Raw genomic sequence first — 21,821 nt, forward strand, 5'->3', positions numbered from 1 at the left:
CCACAATCGGACGATCGCCGCATTGCTATTCCTATACGCTCAGCAAAGCAGTGCCGGCGACGCGCAATAAAGTTTCGGTTCGGGAGGGTGCCCTGAATGGCGAACGATATGAATCGCGGCCCGTCGTCGAGTCCGCGTACCGGCGGCTTAGCGCCTGCTCATTGACGCGCCCCGCAAGTGGCAAGCAACCCGACAGAGCATGGATCGCTGATCTCCGCACCGAGCGGCGACACGCTATTTACCGCGCGTCCACGCCGTAACACCAAGGCCGGTCTGGACGTTCTGTTAACCAAAGCGTCCATCGACTTCCAGAATCTCACCTCCGAGCGCGACGATCCGCTGCTGAAACAGAACCTCGAGGCGCTGCGCGAATCGGCCGGGCTCGATGCCATCGTCATCGCCACCTTCGATGAAGCTCACAAGAGCATCGAGCACGTGGTCGCGGCGAGCGGTCTGTTCGCGACCTTCAATCCCATCGTGTTCCATGGCGAGCCGCTGGAGCGCTTGCCGTATATTCGTAACAAACTCGGTCATCTGCGCATCGTCGAGATCCGCGATACGGCTCGGCCTCGTCGTGAGCTGGTGCCGGAAGGCGCGCGGTTCGCTTCATTGCATATCGGTGCCGCGCTGATCGTCGGCGTGGCCATTCAGGGACGCGTTCAGGCGTTCATCGCGCTGTGCTCGACGTTGCCGCGCGATTCGTGGGATGCCAACCTGCATTTGATGCTCAAGCTGCTCGGTTCGAGTTATTCGAGTGGCATCGAAAGGTTGCGCTACCAGCAGCACTTCCATCAGATCGAAGAGCGCAACGAACTCGCGTTGCACGGCGCGAACGACGGTCTGTGGGACTTCGAAGTCGATGCTCAGAAGACCTGGTTCTCGCCGCGCTGGAAGGCCATGCTCGGCTACAGCGACGATGAAGCCGAACCGCTGGTCGACTGGCAACAATTGTTACATCCGGATGACACGGTGCGCGTGAGCACGGCGCTGCGCGATCACCTGTCCGGTAAAGAGCCCTTGTTCGAAAGCGTGCATCGGCTGCGTCATCGCGATGGCGTGTGGCTGTGGGTGGAGAGTCGCGCCAAGGCCAGCCTCGATGAACATGGTCGCGCCCGGCGCATCGTCGGCGTCGATCTCGACGTCACCGAGCGCAAGCTGTACGAAGAAGCGCTGTTCAAGGAGAAGGAGAGCGCGCAGATCACGTTGCAGTCCATCGGCGACGGCGTGATCACCACGGATTCGAAGTGCCGCATCGAGTACCTGAACCCGGTGGCTGAACAGCTCACTGGCTGGCGTCTCGAGCATGCCCAGGGGCGCGTGATCGACGAGATCTATCGCAGCTTCCACGAAGAGACCTGCGAGCCGTTGGAGAATCCGCTTGCGGTCGCGATTCGTCGCACGCGCGCGATCAAGTCGGTTCGTCCGACCCTGCTGATCCGTCGCGATGGCAACGAGCTCTACATCGAGAGCTGCGCCTCACCGATTCGTGATGGTGCGGGCAACGTGTCCGGCGGCGTGCTGGTGTTCCATGACGTGAGCGAGAGCCGCGAGCTCAATCGCAAACTCTCCTATCACGCGAGCCACGACATCCTCACCGGTCTCGTGAATCGTCGTGAGTTCGAGTCGCGGCTGGAGCGCGCGCTGAAGAGCGCCAAGGCTCGCGAGGCCTCGTACGCGCTGTGTCACATCGACCTCGACCAGTTCAAGATCATCAACGACAACTGCGGCCATAGCGCGGGCGACGCGCTGCTCGGCCAGGTCGGCGCATTGCTCAAGTCGAAGATTCGCTGGCGCGATACGGTGTCACGCCTCGGCGGTGACGAGTTCGGCGTGCTGCTCGAAAGCTGCTCGCTGGAAGAAGCTGTGCGTAACGCGGAGATGCTTCGCGAGGCGATCCGTAACTACAAGTTCGTATGGGAAGAGCGCACGTTCCGGCTCGGTGCCAGCATTGGCGTAGTGCCGCTGTCGCCCGAGAACGAGGATGTGGCGTCGCTCATTTCAGCCGCTGACAGCGCGTGTGCCGCCGCGAAGGAAAGCGGTCGCAATCGAATTTACAGCTTCCAGGAAAACGACATCGATCTGATGCGTCGCCGCCGCGAAATGCAGTGGGCTGCGCGTATCAACAACGCTCTCGAAGACAATCGTTTCGAGATTTTCCGCCAGGTCATCCAGCCGCTTCAGCACAAGGAGGCGCACGGCCTGCATTACGAGTTGCTGCTTCGCATGCGCGACGAGGCGGGCAAGATCGTGGCGCCGGATCAGTTCATCGTCGCGGCCGAGCGCTACGGCCTGACGCCCAACATCGATCGCTGGATGATCGAGCACGCGCTGCGCTGGCTGGTGTCCGAAGCCGACGAACGCGAGAAGCTGGAGCTGTGCTCGATCAATCTGTCCGGCCAGAGCCTGGGCGACGACAAGTTCCTGCCGTTCGTCATCGATCATTTCCATCGCAGCGGCATCGACGCCTCGAAGATCTGCTTCGAGATCACCGAGACCGCGGCCATCGCGAGCTTCTCGCAGGCGAACCGGTTCATTCATGCGCTGAAGGAATTGGGCTGTCGTTTCGCGCTCGACGACTTCGGCACCGGCTTGTCATCGTTCGGTTACCTGAAGCATTTCCCAGTGGACTTCCTGAAGATCGACGGCAGCTTCGTCAAGGAAATCCTGCACGACCCGATCGATCGCGAGATGGTGCGCTCGATCAATGAAATCGGTCACCTCACCGGCAAGCAGACGATCGCCGAGTTCGCCGAGAACGTCGAGATCATCGAAATGCTCCGTAGCATCGGCGTGGATTACGCGCAGGGCTACGGCATAGCGACGCCGCAGCGGGTGATGAAGCTCGCCTCGGGTGGCGAGGCGTACTAACGAATTGTTGAGCCCGCCTTCGGCGGGCCAACCCCACTACTTCCACATCGCCAAGTTGATTGGCTCGCCTGCGGCGAGCCGGCCAACGATGCGCATACGGCCTCTTTTGCGGCTGGCCGCAGGCCAAAAATCCGTGGCTGCTTTATGCGAAGGAAATCAAAAAGGGGACGGATTTATATTCCCGCTTGGTGGGCAAATAGATCTGTCCCCCTTGGGTGCTGCGGCATGGCTGCATCTTTTGCGGCCGGCCGCAGGCCAAAAAAACTGTGGCTGCGTTATGCGAAGCGCATCGACAAATCCACGGCTCGCACGTGCTTGGTGAGGCCGCCGACACTGATGAAATCCACGCCCGTCTCTGCCGCGGCGCGCAGCGTCTCGAGCGACATGTTGCCTGACGCTTCCAGCTCGATGCCTTTGTTCTGATGCTCACGGGTGATGCGCACGGCTGTCTTCATATCTTCGTTGGAGAAGTTGTCGATCAGGATGCGATCCACCTTTGCGGCCAGCGCCTGCTGTAGCTCGTCGAGATTCTCGACCTCGACCTCCACCATCACCTTGCTGCTCACGCGCCGCGCTTCAGTCACCGCCGCTGCAATCGAGCCCGCCGCCGCGATGTGATTCTCTTTGACCAGAATTGCGTCGAACAACCCGATGCGATGATTTGTCCCGCCCGCACACCGCACGGCGTATTTCTGTGCCAGTCGCAAACCGGGAATCGTCTTGCGCGTATCGAGCACTCGACACTGCGTGCCCTTCAGCGCCTCGACATAGCGAGTCGTCTCCGTCGCGACGGCGGACAAACACTGCAGGAAGTTGAGCGCCGTGCGCTCGCCCGTCAGCAGCGATCGTGAGGGGCCGGACAGCTCGCAAAGCAACTGATTCGCGCGCACGCGATCGCCATCCGCGGCCTTCCAGTTCACGTGCACTCTGGGATCGATTTGACGAAACACCTCATCGAACCAGGCCCGGCCGCACAGCGTGGCGTCCTCGCGCGTGATGACGGTGGCCTTGGATACGCGATCGGCAGGAATCAATTGCGCCGTCAGGTCGCCCGTGCCGACGTCTTCCTCCAGCGCGGTGGTGACGGTGCGGGCGACGTATTCGGGGCTGGCCGGGGCAATCGACATGACGGGTCCTCTGACGCAAGACGCGAAAGATACGCCGCCAAAACGGCAAAACCCAGCCGCAGCCGGGTTTCACCGCCAAATGAGCCGGTTTTAGAAGGGTAAGCCGTGACTCTGCCCGCCCATGCACATCAGCATCGGCACCGACAGAATGAAGTTCACGCGCGAGGCGTACAGCGCGACCTTGCGGGCCTTGGCCTTTTCCTCGTCCGTCGCCGGCACGAGGCCGAGTATTTTCTTCTGGTTCCGCCAGATCAGGCCCCACACGTTCAGCAGCATGATGGTGCCGAGCCAGGCGCCCACGCCGATGGTCACGAAGCCTTCCTGGAGCATGAAGGCCTTGTGCATGGCTACCGGGGTGCCATAGCCGAACAGCAGGAAATACGCGCCGGTGACCCAGGTGGCCACGGAGGCCCAGCGGAACCACCACAGCGCTCGCGGGGCGACATATTTCGTGATCCCGGCGCCGCCCGGTCCGCCTTTATCGGCGGTGGCATCGCCGAGCGCCGGCACCTGAACGACGTTGAAGTAGTACAGCAGGCCGATCCACATCACGCCCGAGACGATATGCAGCCAGCGGTCGATGCGGGTGTGGTGCAGGCCCAGCCCGTCGGCGCCGACCAGGGTGGTGGTGAGAATGACCGAGAGAACGATGGCCAGCACGAAGGCCGAAATAATGGCCCCGCGCACCGTAGTCAGTGGATGCATGACTGAACTCCTCGCTAAACCCGCCCGTTATTGATTCTTCTTCAGCCGCGTCCATGCGACTTGCCAGCCCGGGGACTACGGCATTTGTCAGCAAAAAGCGTTTGAAGAATAGGGTAGGCATCCCCATAATTCAATTGTCAGCCCCTTCCGTCATGACGTTGCCGCCCCCATCTCCGGCCGTTGCTTCTCCCTGTATCAAGGTCTGTGTACTCGATGCACGGCAGGTCTGCATTGGCTGCGGCCGCACCATTGACGAGATCGCGCAATGGTCGCGCTTGACGGAGGAGCAGCGGCGCGAGGTCGTCGACCGGGCGCGCCAGCGGTGCGGCCAGGCCGCCTCCTGAATCGTCTTTGGCTTTATTCGAGGTTTGTATGGACGTCATCGAACGCATCAAGTCGCAGCTGTCCTCCAGCCCGGTCGTGCTGTACATGAAGGGCACGCCTGACTTTCCTCAGTGCGGCTTCTCCGCAGCGGCCGTGCGTGCTCTGGGCGCTGTCGGCGCCGAGTTTCAGCACGTCAACATTTTCGAGGACCCGGAGCTGCGTGAAGCGCTGAAGCAGTACTCGAACTGGCCGACCTATCCGCAGCTGTACGTCAACGGCGAGCTGGTCGGCGGCTCCGACATCATCATCGAGATGTACAAGACTGGTGAGCTGCAGAAGCTCATCAGCGAGTCGGCCAGCACCGCCGGTTGATCCGCCCCTCATTCGCGCTGCCCTCCGCCATAGGGCGGAGGGCGCGTCCGGACAAAGCGTCCTGCGCTCGCGTCCGTTAAACTCCCCTAATGACTCAGCTGACCCTGCTTCGTCCCGACGACTGGCACCTGCACGTGCGCGATGGCGCCCACCTGGCCAGTGTCGTTCCCTTCACCGCCCGGCAGTTTGCCCGCGCGATCATCATGCCGAATCTCAAGCCGCCGGTGACGACCGTTGCCGCCGCGGCCGCGTATCGCGAGCGCATCCTGCAAGCCGTGCCCAAGGGTGTGAGCTTCGAGCCGTTGATGACGCTGTATCTCACCGACACCACGTCGCCGTCTGAAATTCAGGCGGCCAAGCAGAGTGGGTTCATCGTCGGCGCCAAGTTGTATCCGTCGGGCGCGACCACGAATTCCGATGCGGGTGTCACTGCGATCGAGAAGATCTTCCCGGTGCTCGAAGTCATGCAGGACGTGGATCTGGTGTTCCAGGTGCATGGCGAAGTGACCGAGCACAGCGTCGATGTGTTCGATCGCGAGAAAGTGTTCATCGATCGCATCATGTCGCGCATCGTCGAGAAGTTCCCGAAGCTGCGTGTCGTGTTCGAGCATGTGACGACGCGTGAAGGTGTGCAGTTCGTCCAAGGAACGCGTGCCGGCGTCGGCGCGACCATCACGCCGCAGCACCTGTTGTTGAATCGGAACGCGATCTTTCAGGGTGGCATTCGGCCTCACAACTATTGCCTGCCCGTGCTCAAACGTGAGCACGATCGTCAGGCGCTCGTCGAGGCAGCGACGAGCGATGATCCTCGGTTCTTCCTCGGTACCGACAGTGCGCCGCATGCACGTCACACCAAGGAGAACTCGTGTGGTTGCGCCGGTGTGTTTTCTGCGCACGCGGCTGTCGAGCTTTATGCGGAGGCGTTCGAAGCGGCGGGTCGATTGGATCGCCTGCAGGCCTTCGCATCGGAGCGCGGGCCCGACTTTTACGGCCTGCCGCGCAATACTGCGAAGATCACTTTGAACCGCACGTCGTGGACGCCGCCTGCCGTGTATAAATTTGGTAACGATGAGCTGACGCCGTTCCGTGCCGGCGAGAGCATTGCCTGGCAGCTGGCTGAGGAAATTCCGTCTTGAACGATGTAGTCGGTGTCGAAGTCGATGGCAAGCTCCCCATGGCTCGCCGCTTCCGCGGTTTTTTGCCTGTGGTCATCGATGTCGAGTGCGGCGGCTTCAATCCGAACACCGATGCGTTGCTAGAGATTGCAGCTGTGCTGGTCGAGATTCAAGGCGATGGCTCGCTGCTCCCCGGGGAGAGCTGGCGTTATCACGTGCAGCCGTTCTCGGGCGCGAATCTGGAGCCTGCGTCACTTGCGGTGACTGGCATCGATCCGTTTCATCCGCTGCGCCCGGCGATTCCGGAGAAGGAAGCGCTGACTCGGTTGTTCAAGGAGATTCGGCGGGCGATGAAGGACAACGATTGCACTCGCGCGATCCTCGTTGGTCACAACGCCTACTTCGATCTGAACTTCATCAACGCGGCGATTGCGCGCACGGATATCAAGCGGAATCCGTTTCATCCGTTCTCTAGTTTTGATACAGCGACGCTTGCTGGCGTCGCGTATGGGCAGACGGTGCTTGGGAAGGCGCTGCAGGCGGCGGGTATCGAGTGGGACTCGAACGCCGCTCACTCCGCGGCTTACGATGCGCAGAAGACGGCGGAGTTGTTCTGCAAGATTTGTAATACGATGAAGGCGGCGGTGGGGTAGTTGCGACCCTTCGCCACTACAACAACTGACTTAGCAGTGTCCGTGCCGGAACGACCGTGGGCTCAGTGCGACTGAAGCAGTCGGCATCGACGTATGGCAGCTCCATTACTGCCTGGAGTGCGTGCTTCGCTCGCGTTGCAGACTGAAAGTATCTCAGAGAGTCGGTCAATGCCGTATCGCGCGTTTTGACTTCGATGAGCAGCCAAGGCTTCCGGTCGCGCACAACGAGGAAGTCCACTTCGCGTTTCAGCTTATCGCGCAGGTAGCGCAACTCGAATCGACCCAGGCCAAGATCCGACCAGCCCTCCACGGCTTTGAGCAGATGACATGCGACGAACGTTTCTGCGCGCGCTCCGGCATCGTCGATGCCGGACCAGTCGCGTAAAAACCATTTCGGCTCTTTGCGCAATGCTTTAGCCACGTTGGCGAACCAGGGGCGCACGCGAAAACCAAAGTGTAACCTTTCGAGCAGATCCACCCAGCGTCGAACTGTATCGGTGGCAACGCCCACTTCCTGCGCAAGGCCGGAGAAGATCAATTGCTGAGCGCTGCGCTCCGCCAGCAGGAAGCTCAGGTGTTCCAGGCTCCCGAGTTCCTGCACTTGTGCTAGTTCGCGAACATCCTCCTTCATGAGTTGGTCGTGCCGCAGTCCTCGCCATCGAACAGTAAATGTGGAGTCACGGCGCAGAAATGGTTCGGGAAAGCCGCCGTGCTCGCATAGGGCCTTCCAATCTGCATCCGGGAGCGGCATAGGAGGGCGGATAGGTTCGGAGGGGGCGTCGACGTGCAGGCATTCCGCCGCGCTGAAAGGATGCATGCGGTATAAGAAGTACCGCCCCATGAGACTGTCGCCACCACGTCGGAATACATCGAGCCGCGAGCTGCCTGTCACGATGAGGCGGATGCGTTCGCCGTACACATCGAAAAATCCTTTGAGGAAAGACTTCCACTTGGCGTGCTTGTGCAACTCATCGAACACGGCTATCGGAAGATGCGGACGCAGCCGGTCAAGATCGAGTCGCTCGGCTACGGCTGCAGGCCCGCGCAAAAACAAGCGTCGGTCATCTGTGTTGTCCCAGTTGAGATAGTCCGTGCCTTCGAGTCTGCATGTGGTGGTCTTGCCCACTTGTCGCGGTCCGCTCACGAAGGCCATCTGCCGATTGCGGGCGAAGTGCTCTTTGAGCATGGCGTCGTAGACGCGAAGTCGGGGTGATGCCACTGGTATTGCTGCTCGGTCCATTTGACGATGGATCGTAAAATAGTCTGGACCATTTTACGATAGGCGCGAAAATGGTCCGTGGGCCTGGCAGGGGAGTCTACAGTGCGTCCACCCAGTCCGCGATCATGCCTGCGAGCTCCTCCATCACTTCATGATCTTTCCGGCCTGAGCGTGCGAGTGCGTGAAAGGAATGATCCGCGCCGTCGATTCGCTTCATTGTTACGCTCGGCCCGAGCCTTTGCACGATCGGTTCCAGCAGCGTCAGATCGGCCAGGTCATCTCGCGTTCCCTGCAGGAACAACATCGGAATCTTCACCTCGGCCAGATGCGTCGCGCGTTCGGTGGAGGGCTTCTTTGCGGGATGCAACGGAAAGCCCACGAACGCGAGACCGCGCACGTCAGGTAATGGTTTCGCGGCCTGCGCCTGTGAAGTCATTCGGCCCCCGAACGACTTACCTCCCGCGATGAGTTTGATATTTGGCGCCTGCTTGCGCGCTTCCTCCACAGCCGCACGCACCGTTGCATGACACAGTGCCGGTGGATCGGGGCGCTTCGAGCCGCTCTCCATGTAAGGAAAGTTGTAGCGCAGCGTGCCGATCTGTCGTGCTTCGAGTGCGTTTGCGAGATCAGCCATGAAAGAGTGCTCCATGCCGGCGCCCGCGCCATGACCCAGCACGTAACAAGCGCGTGCCTTTGGCGGAAGCTGCAGTAAAGCTGACACCCGCAGGCCGGGTTTAACTTCTATGCTTAGCGGTGTCGCGGAACCTGTCATGTCCGGCAGTATGAACTTTCGCGGCGCTGAATGGCAGTTTGCGGACACAGCCTTCACGGAACGCGATCCGGAACGCTTTGCGTACCTTGGAATTGGCGATCAACTCGCTTTAGTCAGCGCCATTGTGCCAAGGCCATGCACCATGGCTGTTCGACAGGTCGATGTTGAAAGGACGAATCATGAAACCTCGCATTACCCTCATCACGCTCGGCGTCGACGATCTCGAACGCGCTGTGACGTTTTACGCCCGCGGTCTCGGGCTCAAGACCGAGGGCATCGTCGGCAAGGAGTTTGAGCACGGTGCGGTCGCGTTCTTTGAGTTGGAAGGCTGCTTGCGATTGGCGCTGTGGCCGCGCAAGAGTTTGTCGCACGATTGCGGGTTGCCGGTGTCAGCGCCGAGCCCGACGGATTTTTGTCTTGCTCACAATGTGAGTACGAGGGCGGAAGTCGATGCGGTGATGGATGAGGTTTGGAACGCAGGTGCGACGATCGTCAAAGCCGCGCACGATACTTTCTACGGCGGGTACGCGGGATATTTTCAGGATCCGGACAAGCATCTGTGGGAAGTGGCTTGGAATCCGCAGATGTTGCCGAAGGAGTGAGCGAGTCCGTGATTGATCAGTCGCCGCGGTGATGGCCGAGATCAGATTCGATCCTCATGAAAGAGGCCCCCTTCAGCAAATTCCTGAATTTCGCCGCTAACATGAGTCGAGGGAAGAACTTGACGGACTCTGGTTTCTGCAGAAGCCGATACTGAGCGCGCAACTCGAAAAGAGCGGCACCCGGAAGTGTTAGCAGCACCTCCGGGCGCCTGACCACAGCCGACTCAACATAGGAAAGCTGACCATGGCTACTGCAAAGTGTACGACGCCCCCGCGCGGCGAGAGCGCGCATATTCCCTCGCAGCCCTCCGCAGCGATCGAATCGCGCCAGCTCAAGATCCGAGATTTCCGTCCCTACAAACGTTTGTTAGAAGGCAACGAGCCCGCGCCGATGCCGTCGTTGCATCTGCAAGGGCGCTGGCTTGAGAACGCCGGCTTCCCCATCGGCGCGAACGTGCGAGTGCGGGTAACTCCGCGGCGATTGGTCGTGGAGCTAGTAGAATGCAATTGCAACAGCGCAGAGTTACGTGCGCCGCGCGCTCGGCGCATTGATGCGGACATATCACGAAGCTGATCGATGTGATGAGAGCCGCCGCGTCGTATGCGCGGCTGTTCCCGCGAAGATCACAATTTGACAGTTCGCGTTCTGCAGAAACGCCGTTGTCAGGATCTCTGCGGCGAATTGAGCAGATGGATGAGTGAGCGATCGCGGCGCGGTCGTTGCGGTTCTCATCCGGGTGGCGGCGGCTATTGGCGTTTATTGATCGTTGCCTGCGGATGCGAGGGTTCTGCCGGAGGATCAATGGGTTGTGGAATGGTCTAATCGACGCAAGGTAGGGTCGTTTAGGCTAAACTTCCCGGCATGGAAGAGCTTGAGGTCCTGAGGGTAGTCAGCGAGCGCCTGGAGAATGCTGGGCTACCTTTCATGCTTACGGGTTCCTTCGCCATGGCCTACTACGGCAGGCCGCGCATGACGCGCGATCTCGATATCGTGGTGTCATTGCGAGAGGATGACGTTGCCAACATCGTATCGGCCCTGTCACCTGATTTTTACATCGACGCCGATAGCGTGCGGTCGGCTATCGTTTCACAGCGGTTGTTCAACCTCATGCATTTCGCCACGAGTATCAAAGTTGATCTGATTGTCCGAAAGGGCTCGGAATATCGGCAGGTGGAGTTTGCGCGGCGGCAGCCAGTGCAGATGCATGGAGTAAAGACGTGGATCGTAAGCCGCGAGGATCTGATTCTTTCGAAGCTTGCTTGGGCGAAAGATTCCGGATCCGAGTTACAGCGCCGTGATGTGAAAACGTTGTTGGATGAGTCAATGGATCGCGCGTACTTGGAGCGTTGGGCTACACGGCTCGGGGTAGCTGAAGCACTGGCGGAGATTGTGCATGAATGACACTTCCCCTGAATTCGAAGCCATGCTCAACGAGCGCTACCGACGGATGACGCCGGATGAGCGGGTGCGGATTGCCGCCTCGATGTATGACACGGCCCGAGCCATTGTTCTGTCGTCCCTGCCTGCTGGATTGGACCGACGAGCGAGACGACTGGCGTTCGCAAAACGTTTCTATGAGGGCGAACTGCCCGAGGCAGCATTGATTGCCTATGCTGAGTGGGAGGGTGCGACAGGCTCGCCATAGTCGTCGCGATCCCTTAGGCTTGTCTAGGCTTAGTCCGGATCTTTCACAAACGTCTTCGCCCCTGCCGGCAACGCCACCCAAGAGTGCCTTCGACTGTCATACACCGAAACCGTAGGCGCCGGAAAACTCGGATCCGCAAACGCGCCGACCGCAACACTGACCCGCCCCTCATCGCCTTCCTCCGTGTGAAAGACCGTCGACCCGCACACCGGACAAAACCGAAACCTGAACTGCGCGCCCTGATCTCCCGTGCGCACATACTCCGTGGCCTTGCCTGAAACTCTAAACGGCGCCGCGAATCCGGCGAGCGCGGCGAAGACGCTGCCGGTGCGCTGCTGGCAGGCGAGGCAGTGGCAGACGCCGACGCCGCCAGGTTCGCCGTCGACTTCGATGCTCAGTTGACCGCAACAACACGACGCCTTCCGTGTAACCACTGAATCACTCCCTTCGCGCGCGCTTCATCCGTCCACCGGAGAGCACATCCTGCTCCAACAACAACTGCGCCGTGTACCGCACGCCAAATCCTGTGAAGTCCGTCGGCACGTGTGCCAATCCACCGGGCCGATTGCCTGCCGCGAGATCGATGTGAATCCACGGAATCTCCGCGGGCACGAATCGATTCAGGAAGCGCGCCGCCAGAATGTGATCGCCCTTGCTGTCCGGCGTGCACTGGAGCACATCGGCGATCGATGATTCGAGGTCGCTGTCGAAGTCCTCATCCATCGGGAACGGCCACACACGTTCGCCGCTCTCACGGCCGGCGGATTCAATCGCGCCGTGCCACTCGGGGCGATTTGTGAATGCACCACAATAGCGCTCGGTCAGCGCTGTAACACATGAGCCGGTCAGTGTCGCGAAGTCGATGATCAAATCCGGCTGCTCGCGTGATGCAATCGTCAGTGTGTCGGCGAGCACCATGCGGCCTTCGGCGTCGCTGTGCGCGACTTGGATCGTCGTGCCATTCGCGGCGCGCACGACTTCCTGCGGACGGAAGGCGTTCGGGCCGATCTGGTTTTCGGTGATGGCGAGCCAGCAATCGATGTCATACGGCACGTTCAGGCGGCTCAGCGCGAGCAGGGTGCCGACGGCGACGGCGCTGCCCTGCATGTCTTCGTGCATCTGATACATGCTTTTGTGGGGCTTTAAATTAATACCCCCCGTGTCAAAACAAATACCCTTGCCGACCAGCGCCAGTTTCTTGCGAGCGGCGTCGCCGTTCGCGCGATAACGCAGGCGCACGATGCCGGCATCGCGGTGCTCGTTTGCGCGGGTTACCGCCAGAAAGGCACCGGCATTCAGCTTCCGAAGCGCCTTCTCATCGAGGAACGAGAACGCCCAGCCTTCGCGTTTGGCGAGGTCACGCAACGCTTTTCGGTAACTGGCCGTGTGTAAGACATTGGGCGGCAGCGTCGTCAGCCAGCGCGCCAGATGATTGCCGCGATCGATCGCGATCGACAGGTCCGTATCGATGTCCGGGCCATCGCCGCTGAGCGTGAGTTGCGGCGGCTCGGGCGCTTTCGGCGTCTTCGACTTGATCACCGGCATCGGCGCGGTCGCCGCCAGCGCAGCGGCGGTCAGCGCTTCGAGCATCGCGGCGCTGTGGGTGGCATCGAGCCCCTGGGTGGCCAGCAGCACTTTTGCCCCCGAAACGGCTGCCAACTCCTTCCAAATACGGGTCGCGAGCGCCAGGCGCTCGAAGGCCGAGCTTGAAGGCTTTGCCAGCGCCACCACCATAGGAGAGGCATCGGCTGAGAGTCGCGCACTGAGGATGGATACAGGTCCGCGCGCCTTGGCTTCGCGATACAGCCGTTGCCATGCCGCCCCGTAGGGCAGCTTGGTCAGGCGCTGTTCGGCTTGCTCTTTATCGACGACGACGATGCAGGCATCGTGTTTTTGCATCGAGCTTTCGCTCAGCGGCGCGCGGCGCTGAAAAATGCGGATGTCGCGCTCTGCAGGAAGCAATTCCACCACTGCTGAAGTCCTTACTGGGTTCCTTGACCGAAAATTCTCAAACTCCGATGATACGCGGCCTACTTTTGCAGCACACCCGACATGACCGAACCGTCCAGGTTTGATGATCTCGATCCCGAAGAAACGCGGGAATGGCTCGAATCGATTGACTCGGTGATCAAGGCGCAGGGCGCCGGCCGGGCGCACTTTCTGCTCGAAAGGTTGATCGATTTCACGCGCCGGAGCGGCGCGTACCTGCCGTTCAAGCCCAATACGGCCTATGTGAATACAATTTCACCCGGGCAGGAGCAGGACTACCCGGGCGATCGCAGCATCGAGCGGCGCATCGAAGCCTTCATCCGCTGGAACGCGCTGGCCATGGTGGTGCACACCAATCGCCAGAGCTCCGAGTACGGCGGACACATCGCAAGCTATGCCTCGTCGGCGACCATGTACGAAGTGGGCTTCAACCACTTCTGGCGCGCGCCGTCGGAAAAGCACCCTGGTGACATGATCTACATCCAGGGCCACGTCGCGCCGGGCATCTACGCGCGCGCGTATCTCGAAGGCCGTCTCTCCGAAGAGAATCTGCGCTATTTCCGTCAGGAAGTGGCCAGCCCCGAGAAGGGCCTGAGCTCCTATCCGCATCCGTGGCTGATGCCGGATTTCTGGCAGTTCCCGACCGTGTCCATGGGGCTCGGTCCCATGATGGCGATTTATCAGGCGCGCTTTCAGCGTTACCTGGAAAATCGCGGCATCGTGCCGGAGACCGACCGCAAGGTGTGGGCGTTCCTCGGTGACGGCGAAATGGACGAGCCGGAGTCGATGGGCGCGATCACCATGCCGGTGCGCGAGAAGCTCGACAACCTGGTGTTCGTCATCAACTGCAACCTGCAGCGCCTCGACGGTCCGGTGCGCGGCAACGGCAAGATCATTCAAGAGCTCGAAGCCGCGTTCCTCGGCGCGGGCTGGAACGTCGTCAAGGTCATCTGGGGCTCACGCTGGGATCCGTTGCTCGCGAAGGACACCAAGGGTCTGCTGCGACGGGTGATGGAGGAGTGCGTCGACGGCGAGTATCAGAACTTCAAGGCCAAGGGCGGCGCATACACGCGCGAGAATTTCTTCGGTAAATACCCTGAACTCAAAGAAATGGTCGCCAATATGTCGGACGACGACATCTGGCGCCTGAACCGCGGCGGTCACGACTACAAGAAAGTCTGGAACGCGTACAACGCGGCCGTGAATCACAAGGGCGCGCCCACCGTGATTCTGTGCAAGACGGTCAAGGGCTTCATGATGGGCAAGTGGGGTGAGAGCCAGAACATCACCCACCAGCAGAAGAAGCTCGACGACGAAGCGCTCAAGGAATTCCGCAAGCGCGTGTACATCGACATTCCGGATGAGCAGCTCGCCAAGTCGCCGTTCCAGCGACTGCCGGAAGACAGCGAGGAAATGAAGTATCTGCGCGAGCGTCGCGAACGGCTCGGCGGTCCGCTGCCGCAGCGTCGCGCGAATGCGCCGTCGCTGGTCGTTCCTCCGCTGGAAACCTTCGACTCCCTGCTGCAGTCCTCCGGCGATCGTGAGTTCTCCACCACGATGGCGTTCGTGCGCATCCTGCAGATGCTGGTGAAGGACAAGAACATCGGCAAGAACGTCGTGCCGATCGTCCCCGACGAAGCGCGCACCTTCGGCATGGAAGGCATGTTCCGTCAGGTCGGCATCTATTCCTCGGCCGGTCAGCTGTACACGCCGCAGGACGCCGATCAGCTCATGTTCTACAAGGAAGACAAGAAGGGACAGATTCTCGAGGAGGGCATCAACGAAGGCGGCGCGGCCGCGTCGTTCATCGCGGCCGGTACCGCGTATGCCAACCACAACGTGAACATGATTCCGTTCTACATCTACTACTCGATGTTCGGATTCCAGCGCGTTGGCGATTTCCTCTGGGCGGCGGGCGACAGTCAGGCGCGCGGCTTCCTGTTGGGCGGCACGTCGGGCCGCACGACGCTCGCGGGCGAAGGCTTGCAGCACCAGGACGGTCACAGCCATCTCGCGGCCAGCACGATTCCGAACTGCATCGGCTACGACCCGACGTTCGCGTACGAGCTCGCGGTCATCATTCAGGACGGCATGCGTCGCATGTTTGCCGAGCAGGAAGATGTTTTCTATTACCTCTCGGTGATGAACGAAAACTACGCGCACCCGGCCATGCCGAAGGGCGCGGAGCAAGGCATCCTCAAGGGCATGTACCTGCTGCAGCCTGGCGGCAAGGGCAAAGTGCGCGTGAACCTGATGGGCTCCGGCACGATCCTGCGCGAAGTCATCAAGGCCGCCGAGATTCTCGAGAAGGATTACGGCGTGCCGGCCGACGTGTTCAGCGCGACCAGCTTCTCCGAGCTGCGCCGTGAAGCGTTGGATGTCGAGCGCAAGAACATGCTGCATCCGGATGCTCCGCAGGCCGTGCCGTACGTGCGGCAGGTGCTGGGCGATCGCAACGGCCCGTTCATCGCATCGACGGACTACATGCGCATCGTGCCCGATCAAATCCGTCAGTGGGTCCCCGGACGTTTCGTCGTGCTCGGCACCGATGGTTACGGCCGCAGCGATTCCCGCGCCGAGCTTCGCCGGCATTTCGAAGTGGACGCCGCGCATATCGTGGTGGCTTCGCTCCGCGCACTCGCGGATGAAGGCAAGCTCGACATGGCGACCGTCAAAGGCGCGATCAAGAAGTTCAACATCGATCCGGACAAGCCGAATCCGGTCACGCAGTAAGGTCCGGTCAAGCAAATGGCAATAGATATCAAGGTCCCGGACCTGGGCGACTTCAAGGACGTCGAAGTCATCGACGTGCTGGTGAAGCCGGGCGATCAGGTCGACGTCGACACTCCGCTGATCTCCATCGAAACCGAGAAGGCCACCATGGATGTGCCGTCCACGGCCGCCGGTGTGATCGCCTCGCTCGCGCTGAAGAAAGGCGATCGCGTTTCCAAAGGCACGCTGATCGGTCAGCTCGAAGCCAAGGGTGGCGCGGCGCCGGCCGCTGCTCCGCCGGCAGGCGCGAAGAAGACGAGTGGTGCGGCTGAAGAGCCCAAGTCCACGCCGTCGATCAGCAAGGAACAGTCGGAGAAGAACGCGGGCGCGCCTGCGTCGAAGACGGCATCCGGCGGTACGGCGTCGAGCCCGGCATCGGCGGCTCCGAGCAAGCCGGAGTCGAGCGGTGGCTCAACGGGTGGCGGCGAAGTTCGCGTGCCCGATCTCGGTGACTTCAAAGACGTCGAAGTCATCGACGTGCTGGTGAAGCCCGGGGATCGCATCGAAGTCGATACGCCGCTGCTGACGCTCGAGACCGAGAAGGCGACGATGGATGTGCCGTCCACGGCCGCCGGCGTGGTCAAGTCGCTGTCGTTGAAGAAGGGCGATCGGGTTTCCAAGGGCGCGTTGATCGGTCTGCTCGAAGGCGGCGCGACGCCTGCATCGAAGGGTGCACCCGAAGAGCCGGTGTCGACGCCGAGCAAGGCGGAGACTGCGCGTCCCGCGCCGGCAAAGGCTGCGGCCCCGGCGGCTGCGCCCGCTCCGGCGAAGTCCGAGTCGGCGCCGGCTGCGCCGAGCCTTTCTCCGCAGATCGACGAAGCCGGCTTTGCCAAAGCGTACGCCAGCCCATCGGTTCGCAAGTTCGCTCGCGAGCTGGGCGCCGATCTGAGCCGTGTGAAAGGCACCGGTCCGAAAGGTCGCATCACGCCCGACGACGTGAAAGCGTTCGTCAAACAAGCGCTCGCTTCGGGTGCGGGCGCTGGCGCAGCGGCCGGCGGTGGCGGCGGTGCGCTGCCGAAGGTGCCTGACGTCGATTTCTCCAAGTTCGGCGAGATCGAGGTCAAGCCGCTCAGCCGCATTCAGAAAATCTCCGGTCCGCATCTGCAGGCCAGCTGGCTGAACATTCCGCACGTCTGGCAGATGGACGAGGCGGATATCACCGAGCTGGAAGAAACCCGCAAGAAGCTCAAGGGCGAAGCCGAGAAGCAGGGCATCAAGCTCACGCCGCTCGCGTTCGTCCTGCGTGCCTGCGTGAAGGCGCTGAAGGAGTTCCCGAACGTCAACAGCTCGCTGGAGTCGTCGGGCAAGAACCTCATTCTCAAGAAGTACATCAACCTGGGCTTCGCGGCGGACACGCCGGGTGGCCTGGTCGTGCCGGTGATCAAGGATGCGGACAAGAAGGACATCTACGAGATCGCGCGCGATCTCGCCGACCTCTCGGCGAAGGCCCGTGACGGCAAGTTGAAAGTCACCGAAATGCAGGGCGCGACCTTTACGGTGTCGAGTCTCGGCGGCATCGGTGGCGTGGGCTTCACGCCCATCATCAATGCGCCGGAAGTGGCGATCCTCGGTGTCGCGAAGTCGAGCTTCAAACCGGTCTACAAGGACGGTCAGTTCGTGCCGCGCCTGATGTTGCCGTTCACCCTGGCCTACGATCACCGCGTGGTCGACGGCGCCGCTGGCGTGCGCTTCACCACGTTCCTCGCGGAGAAGCTCGCTGATGTCCGTGGGCTCATCGAGGCTGTGCCGTGACCAAAGTCAACGTTCCCGATATCGGCGACTTCAAGAACGTCGAAGTCATCGACGTGCTGGTGAAGCCGGGCGATGAAATCGCGCTGGAAACTCCGCTTGTCACTCTTGAGACCGAGAAGGCGACGATGGATGTGCCGTCGCCTGCGGCGGGGGTCGTCAAGTCGGTGTCCATGAAGAAGGGCGACCGCGTTTCCAAAGGCAGCTTGATTCTCGAAGTCGAAGCCGCCGGCGCCGCCGCGTCGGCTCCGGCTGCTCCGAAGCAAGAGACAAAGGCCGCCGCGCCTGCTCCTGCCAAGGAAGAGGAAGACGTTCCATTCACGGATACGATCGTTCGCGAGAAAGCGAAAGCGTCGGCTGCCGCCGCGCCGACTCCCGCGAAGGACACGTCGGGCGGCACATACGATTTCGACATGGTCGTGTTGGGCGCCGGTCCCGGCGGTTACACTGCCGCGTTTCGTGCCGCCGATCTCGGCATGAAGGTCGCGCTGGTCGAGCGCTGGCCGCAGCTGGGTGGCGTCTGTCTCAACGTCGGCTGCATTCCTTCGAAGGCATTGCTTCACGCCGCGAAGGTGATCGAAGAAGCGCACGAAATGGAAAGCTTCGGCGTGACTTTCGGCAAGCCGCAGATCGATGCGGTCAAGCTGAAGGGCTGGAAGGAAAAGGTCGTCAGCAAGCTGACCGGTGGCCTGGGCATGCTCGCCAAGCAGCGCAAGGTCGAAGTCATTCGCGGCATCGGCAAGTTCGTCTCTGCGCACGAGATGCAGATCGCGAATACCGACATGACGCCGCTCTCCACCGTGCTGTCGAAGGGCGAGAACGCGCCGGGTGAGGGCGCGCGCAGAATTTCGTTCAAGAACTGCATCATCGCCGCCGGCTCCGAAGTGATTCGCTTGCCGGGCCTGCCCGACGATCCCCGCATCATTGATTCCACCGGCGCGCTCGAGCTGGATCTGCCGAAGCGCATGCTGGTCATCGGCGGCGGCATCATCGGCCTGGAAATGGCGACGGTGTACGACGCGCTGGGCACGAAGGTCAGCGTCGTCGAGCTCACCGACGGGCTCATCCCCGGTTGCGATCGCGACCTGGTGCGTCCGCTCGAGAAGCGTGTCAGCAAGCGCTACGAGAAGATCATGGTGAAGACCAAGGTCACCAAGGTCGAAGCGCTGAAGGAAGGCATTCGAGTCACGTTCGAAGGCGAGCAGGCCATCGAACCGCAGCTCTACGACAAGGTGCTGGTGGCGGTCGGTCGCAGCCCGAACGGCAAGAAGATCGGCGCGGAAGCGGCGGGCGTGGTCGTCAACGAGCGCGGCTTCATTCCCGTCGACAAACAGATGCGTACCAACGTTTCACACATCTATGCGATCGGCGATATCGCCGGTCAGCCCATGCTCGCGCACAAGGCGTCGCATGAGGGCAAGCTCGCGGCCGAAGTCGCTCATGGCGAGAAACGTTTCTTCGATGCGCGCGTGATTCCGTCGGTTGCTTACACCGATCCGGAGATCGCGTGGGTCGGCGTGAGCGAGACCGAAGCGAAGGCCAAAGGCATCGCGTACGAGAAGGGCAGCTTCCCGTGGTCGGCGAACGCGCGTTCGCTCACGCTCGGCCGTGATGACGGTCTGACCAAGGTGCTGTTCGATCCGGCCACCCACCGGGTGATCGGCGGCGGCATCGTCGGTCCGAACGCGGGCGATCTGATCTCCGAAATCGCCCTCGCCATCGAGATGAACACGGACGCCACCGACCTGGGCCTGACCATCCATCCGCATCCGACGCTCTCGGAAACGGTGATGTTCTCGGCCGAGGCGTATGAGGGCACGCTGACCGACCTGTACGTGCCGAAGAAGGCCGCGCGGCCGGCTCACTAGAAATATATGTGAAATGGCCGGTCCGCTGGACCGGCCCCCGTTGCTTGTGAGTAAACGACTGGGGCCATTTATGCCGTTTGTTCCCAACTCATTTCATCACAAGCAGATAACTTAATGCCAACCACGAATGGGTGGGCGGTGCAGGGTTAACAGTCGAACCCTGACCGGTCGACCACAGTGGAAACCCCTTTTGCATCGCCCGCCGTAGCCAGGATAAAAACAAAGGCAACATGCACAAAGAGTGGTCAGGCAGACGCGTCGCTTAGGGATTGCTCGTGATCGATCGCCGGAGTCATGGGGAAGTCAAGGTAGCAACCTCAGCGCGTGCCGTGGACACGCGAGACGAGCTTGCGTCTTCGGACGCTGCCGCTGAGCCCGTCGATCAGGGCAATAAACGCTTCGCCCAATGGTTCAAGGATTGGCGCAAGCCGGTCCGGCATTGGCTGTCGCGCCGCGCCGCCGTGCCAGCTGCCGAGCTGGACGACCTGGCTCAGGAAGTTTTTCTACGCCTGCTCCGTTATAGCGAGAAGACCGCGGTCGAGAACCCGCTGGGCTACCTGCTGCGGATCGCTGGCAATGTCGCGAGTGAATGGCGCGAGCGCGCCCGGGTGTCCAAACCCCACGATCAGGAATGGCTCGATGACCTGCTGATCGAGCCCGATCAGGAGCCGGAAAATTCCGTCTCCCAGGCCCGCACCAATGCCAGCGTGCAGGCCGCCGTCGACAAGTTGCCGTTCCGGCAGCGTCAGGTACTACTGTTGCGAGTGAACGAGGGGCTGACCTACAAGCAGATCGCCGACCGGCTCAAGCTGTCGCCGCGCATCGTGCTTCGTGATCTGTCCCGCGCCTACAGCCAGCTGCGCACGCGGCTGGATCCGGAAGACCTCAAGTGAAGGAACCACAAGAGGGCGAGGACATGCCAGCAGAACCTGTGTCGGAACGTACGCGGATGGCGAGCCAGGAGGCTGCCTATTGGTATATCCGCTGTGTGGATGAGCCGGTGATGAAGGCAGGCGATCGCAAGCTGCTGCTGACGTGGCTGCGCCGCTCCCCTGAGAACATCTCGGAATTTCTGCACATCATCCAGGTGGATGGCGTCGGCCTGCAGCACCCCTTGCACGACGTCGTGAAGGAAGCGGAGCAGTCGTCCAATGTCTATGACATCGGAACGCGCGAGCAAGTGTCGAACTACGAATACAACCCCAGCCCTTCCGTCCCCGACGCCGTCAGAACCAAGCTGCCACCGGCCTGGGCGTTTGCCGCGATGATCGCCGTGCTGGCAGTCGCGCTGGGCTTCGGCTTCGTCGTGCTGAAGAACTCTCCCAACCGCACGGTCACCACCGTCGCCAGTCAATGGCAGAACATGACCCTCGACGACGGCAGCACCGTCCACATGGACGCGCGCACCAAACTGAAGATCGAGTTCAGTGACGAGCGCCGCCTCGTTCATCTATTCGAGGGCCGCGCGGTATTCGAAGTCGCGAAGGACAAAAACCGGCCGTTCACGGTGCGCACTCACATCGTCGATGTGACTGCGGTCGGCACTCGCTTCGAGGTGGCTATCAACCCTGGTGTTACGACCACGGTTTCCGAAGGTGTCGTGAGAGTGACGCCGCACGGGAAGCTGAGCGATGCCTCGACCATGAAGGAGCTGCACGCGGGCGAGGAGTTGCGTGTGTTCAACAGTAACGCCGGGCGGGATGAGCGGCTGTTTGGTGGCGGTGGGGGATACGCCGATCTCTCCAAGATGAATGTGCTCAAGGTCGATGCGGAACTCAAGCTCGATTGGGTGAACGGCTGGGTGACATTGCAGGGTGGCGAGCCCATCGGCGACATCGTTACGCAGTTCAATCGCCGCAATGCCACTCAAATCAAGCTCGAGGATGACGGCATTGCTGCCAAACCGCTGAAGGGTAATTACTACCGGCTTCGCCTCGATAGTCCGGAAAGTTTCGTCAGGGTGCTTGAGAGCCAGGAGGGTATCGTCGTGATCAGAGACCGCGGAGATTTAGTGCGCCTGAAGTCGGAATAGCCAGCGGT

Annotated in this window: 20 protein-coding genes; 14 read left to right on the forward strand and 6 right to left on the reverse strand. The window is 61.2% G+C overall.

The features are described from left to right. Window positions 1-177: 177 nt before the first annotated feature. Entirely contained in the window at window positions 178-2,868 is a 2,691-nt protein-coding gene (locus EKO19_RS14620) for an EAL domain-containing protein (protein WP_129777111.1), read from the forward strand. Between the two features lie 275 nt (window positions 2,869-3,143). On the opposite strand, the gene nadC is transcribed toward EKO19_RS14620, so the two are convergent. Then, window positions 3,144-3,995, reverse strand: a complete 852-nt coding sequence (gene nadC, locus EKO19_RS14625) for a carboxylating nicotinate-nucleotide diphosphorylase (RefSeq protein WP_129777112.1) — start codon at window positions 3,993-3,995, stop codon at window positions 3,144-3,146. Window positions 3,996-4,085: 90 nt separating this feature from the next. Next, complete coding sequence (locus tag EKO19_RS14630) at window positions 4,086-4,544, reverse strand: urate hydroxylase PuuD (protein WP_129777420.1); 459 nt, start codon at window positions 4,542-4,544, stop codon at window positions 4,086-4,088. A 308-nt stretch (window positions 4,545-4,852) separates the two neighbouring features. Between EKO19_RS14630 and EKO19_RS14635 the strand changes: the two genes are divergently transcribed. The 4 genes from EKO19_RS14635 to rnt all read left to right on the forward strand — a co-directional run bounded on the left by EKO19_RS14635 (window position 4,853) and on the right by rnt (window position 7,164). Next, a complete protein-coding gene (locus EKO19_RS14635) occupies window positions 4,853-5,044 on the forward strand; it encodes a DUF1289 domain-containing protein (protein WP_129777113.1) in 192 nt (63 codons plus the stop codon). Window positions 5,045-5,072: 28 nt separating this feature from the next. Beyond that, the gene (grxD, locus tag EKO19_RS14640; RefSeq protein WP_129777114.1) at window positions 5,073-5,396 is read left to right on the forward strand and encodes a Grx4 family monothiol glutaredoxin; all 324 of its coding nucleotides are present in this window, start codon (window positions 5,073-5,075) and stop codon (window positions 5,394-5,396) included. An 89-nt stretch (window positions 5,397-5,485) separates the two neighbouring features. Next, on the forward strand, window positions 5,486-6,532 hold the full coding sequence (pyrC, locus tag EKO19_RS14645) for a dihydroorotase (RefSeq protein ID WP_129777115.1): 1,047 nt from the start codon (window positions 5,486-5,488) through the stop codon (window positions 6,530-6,532). Window positions 6,533-6,570: 38 nt separating this feature from the next. Beyond that, window positions 6,571-7,164, forward strand: coding sequence for a ribonuclease T (rnt, locus tag EKO19_RS14650; protein ID WP_129777421.1), 594 nt, complete (start codon window positions 6,571-6,573; stop codon window positions 7,162-7,164). Window positions 7,165-7,180: 16 nt separating this feature from the next. Here rnt and EKO19_RS14655 read toward each other — a convergent pair whose 3' ends face one another. Both EKO19_RS14655 and EKO19_RS14660 read right to left on the reverse strand, forming a co-directional pair. Beyond that, window positions 7,181-8,350, reverse strand: coding sequence for an ATP-binding protein (locus EKO19_RS14655; RefSeq protein WP_217705347.1), 1,170 nt, complete (start codon window positions 8,348-8,350; stop codon window positions 7,181-7,183). A gap of 130 nt (window positions 8,351-8,480) precedes the next feature. Continuing rightward, window positions 8,481-9,155, reverse strand: coding sequence for an alpha/beta hydrolase family protein (locus EKO19_RS14660; protein WP_129777116.1), 675 nt, complete (start codon window positions 9,153-9,155; stop codon window positions 8,481-8,483). Between the two features lie 179 nt (window positions 9,156-9,334). Here EKO19_RS14660 and EKO19_RS14665 point away from each other — a divergent pair, with 179 nt between their 5' ends. The 4 genes from EKO19_RS14665 to EKO19_RS14680 all read left to right on the forward strand — a co-directional run bounded on the left by EKO19_RS14665 (window position 9,335) and on the right by EKO19_RS14680 (window position 11,403). Next, window positions 9,335-9,757: a VOC family protein gene (locus tag EKO19_RS14665; RefSeq protein ID WP_129777117.1), complete on the forward strand. Its 423-nt coding sequence runs from the start codon at window positions 9,335-9,337 to the stop codon at window positions 9,755-9,757. Between the two features lie 244 nt (window positions 9,758-10,001). Continuing rightward, window positions 10,002-10,331 (forward strand): SymE family type I addiction module toxin, encoded by a 330-nt coding sequence (locus tag EKO19_RS39850; protein ID WP_129777118.1) that lies wholly within the window; start codon window positions 10,002-10,004, stop codon window positions 10,329-10,331. A 288-nt stretch (window positions 10,332-10,619) separates the two neighbouring features. Then, window positions 10,620-11,159, forward strand: coding sequence for a nucleotidyltransferase domain-containing protein (locus EKO19_RS14675; protein WP_129777119.1), 540 nt, complete (start codon window positions 10,620-10,622; stop codon window positions 11,157-11,159). Further along, window positions 11,152-11,403, forward strand: coding sequence for a hypothetical protein (locus tag EKO19_RS14680; protein WP_129777120.1), 252 nt, complete (start codon window positions 11,152-11,154; stop codon window positions 11,401-11,403). The genes EKO19_RS14675 and EKO19_RS14680 overlap by 8 nt, the downstream gene beginning before the upstream one ends. Window positions 11,404-11,432: 29 nt before the next feature. Here EKO19_RS14680 and EKO19_RS39855 read toward each other — a convergent pair whose 3' ends face one another. Next, complete coding sequence (locus EKO19_RS39855; RefSeq protein WP_129777121.1) at window positions 11,433-11,837, reverse strand: GFA family protein; 405 nt, start codon at window positions 11,835-11,837, stop codon at window positions 11,433-11,435. A gap of 4 nt (window positions 11,838-11,841) precedes the next feature. Next, window positions 11,842-13,560 carry a M17 family metallopeptidase gene (locus tag EKO19_RS14690; protein ID WP_129777122.1) on the reverse strand — a complete coding sequence of 573 codons (1,719 nt, stop codon included), beginning with the start codon at window positions 13,558-13,560 and terminating at the stop codon, window positions 11,842-11,844. Between EKO19_RS14690 and aceE the strand changes: the two genes are divergently transcribed. The 5 genes from aceE to EKO19_RS14715 all read left to right on the forward strand — a co-directional run bounded on the left by aceE (window position 13,456) and on the right by EKO19_RS14715 (window position 21,813). Further along, entirely contained in the window at window positions 13,456-16,125 is a 2,670-nt protein-coding gene (aceE, locus tag EKO19_RS14695) for a pyruvate dehydrogenase (acetyl-transferring), homodimeric type (protein WP_129777123.1), read from the forward strand. The two genes, EKO19_RS14690 and aceE, sit on opposite strands and share 105 nt — an antisense overlap. A 15-nt stretch (window positions 16,126-16,140) precedes the next feature. Next, window positions 16,141-17,916 carry a dihydrolipoyllysine-residue acetyltransferase gene (aceF, locus tag EKO19_RS14700; RefSeq protein ID WP_129777124.1) on the forward strand — a complete coding sequence of 592 codons (1,776 nt, stop codon included), beginning with the start codon at window positions 16,141-16,143 and terminating at the stop codon, window positions 17,914-17,916. After that, window positions 17,913-19,781, forward strand: coding sequence for a dihydrolipoyl dehydrogenase (gene lpdA, locus EKO19_RS14705; RefSeq protein ID WP_129777125.1), 1,869 nt, complete (start codon window positions 17,913-17,915; stop codon window positions 19,779-19,781). Before aceF ends, lpdA begins: the two co-directional genes overlap by 4 nt. Window positions 19,782-20,056: 275 nt before the next feature. Further along, window positions 20,057-20,674, forward strand: a complete 618-nt coding sequence (locus EKO19_RS14710; RefSeq protein WP_157995262.1) for an RNA polymerase sigma factor — start codon at window positions 20,057-20,059, stop codon at window positions 20,672-20,674. Window positions 20,675-20,697: 23 nt separating this feature from the next. Further along, a complete protein-coding gene (locus EKO19_RS14715; RefSeq protein ID WP_129777127.1) occupies window positions 20,698-21,813 on the forward strand; it encodes a FecR family protein in 1,116 nt (371 codons plus the stop codon). Window positions 21,814-21,821: the final 8 nt, after the last annotated feature.

This window comes from Peristeroidobacter soli, assembly GCF_004138485.1.
Lineage (GTDB): Bacteria > Pseudomonadota > Gammaproteobacteria > Steroidobacterales > Steroidobacteraceae > Steroidobacter > Steroidobacter soli.

Bases quoted from the DNA above. Each gene is read 5' to 3' on its own strand.
- EKO19_RS14680 (WP_129777120.1), top strand. From the start codon at position 11,152: ATGAATGACACTTCCCCTGAATTCGAAGCCATGCTCAACGAGCGCTAC.
- rnt (WP_129777421.1), top strand. From the start codon at position 6,571: ATGGCTCGCCGCTTCCGCGGTTTTTTGCCTGTGGTCATCGATGTCGAG.
- grxD (WP_129777114.1), top strand. From the start codon at position 5,073: ATGGACGTCATCGAACGCATCAAGTCGCAGCTGTCCTCCAGCCCGGTC.
- EKO19_RS39850 (WP_129777118.1), top strand. From the start codon at position 10,002: ATGGCTACTGCAAAGTGTACGACGCCCCCGCGCGGCGAGAGCGCGCAT.
- EKO19_RS14665 (WP_129777117.1), top strand. From the start codon at position 9,335: ATGAAACCTCGCATTACCCTCATCACGCTCGGCGTCGACGATCTCGAA.
- EKO19_RS14675 (WP_129777119.1), top strand. From the start codon at position 10,620: ATGGAAGAGCTTGAGGTCCTGAGGGTAGTCAGCGAGCGCCTGGAGAAT.
- aceF (WP_129777124.1), top strand. From the start codon at position 16,141: ATGGCAATAGATATCAAGGTCCCGGACCTGGGCGACTTCAAGGACGTC.
- EKO19_RS14655 (WP_217705347.1), bottom strand. From the start codon at position 8,350: ATGCTCAAAGAGCACTTCGCCCGCAATCGGCAGATGGCCTTCGTGAGC.
- EKO19_RS14660 (WP_129777116.1), bottom strand. From the start codon at position 9,155: ATGACAGGTTCCGCGACACCGCTAAGCATAGAAGTTAAACCCGGCCTG.
- nadC (WP_129777112.1), bottom strand. From the start codon at position 3,995: ATGTCGATTGCCCCGGCCAGCCCCGAATACGTCGCCCGCACCGTCACC.
- EKO19_RS14635 (WP_129777113.1), top strand. From the start codon at position 4,853: ATGACGTTGCCGCCCCCATCTCCGGCCGTTGCTTCTCCCTGTATCAAG.
- aceE (WP_129777123.1), top strand. From the start codon at position 13,456: ATGACCGAACCGTCCAGGTTTGATGATCTCGATCCCGAAGAAACGCGG.
- pyrC (WP_129777115.1), top strand. From the start codon at position 5,486: ATGACTCAGCTGACCCTGCTTCGTCCCGACGACTGGCACCTGCACGTG.
- EKO19_RS14630 (WP_129777420.1), bottom strand. From the start codon at position 4,544: ATGTGGATCGGCCTGCTGTACTACTTCAACGTCGTTCAGGTGCCGGCG.
- EKO19_RS14715 (WP_129777127.1), top strand. From the start codon at position 20,698: ATGCCAGCAGAACCTGTGTCGGAACGTACGCGGATGGCGAGCCAGGAG.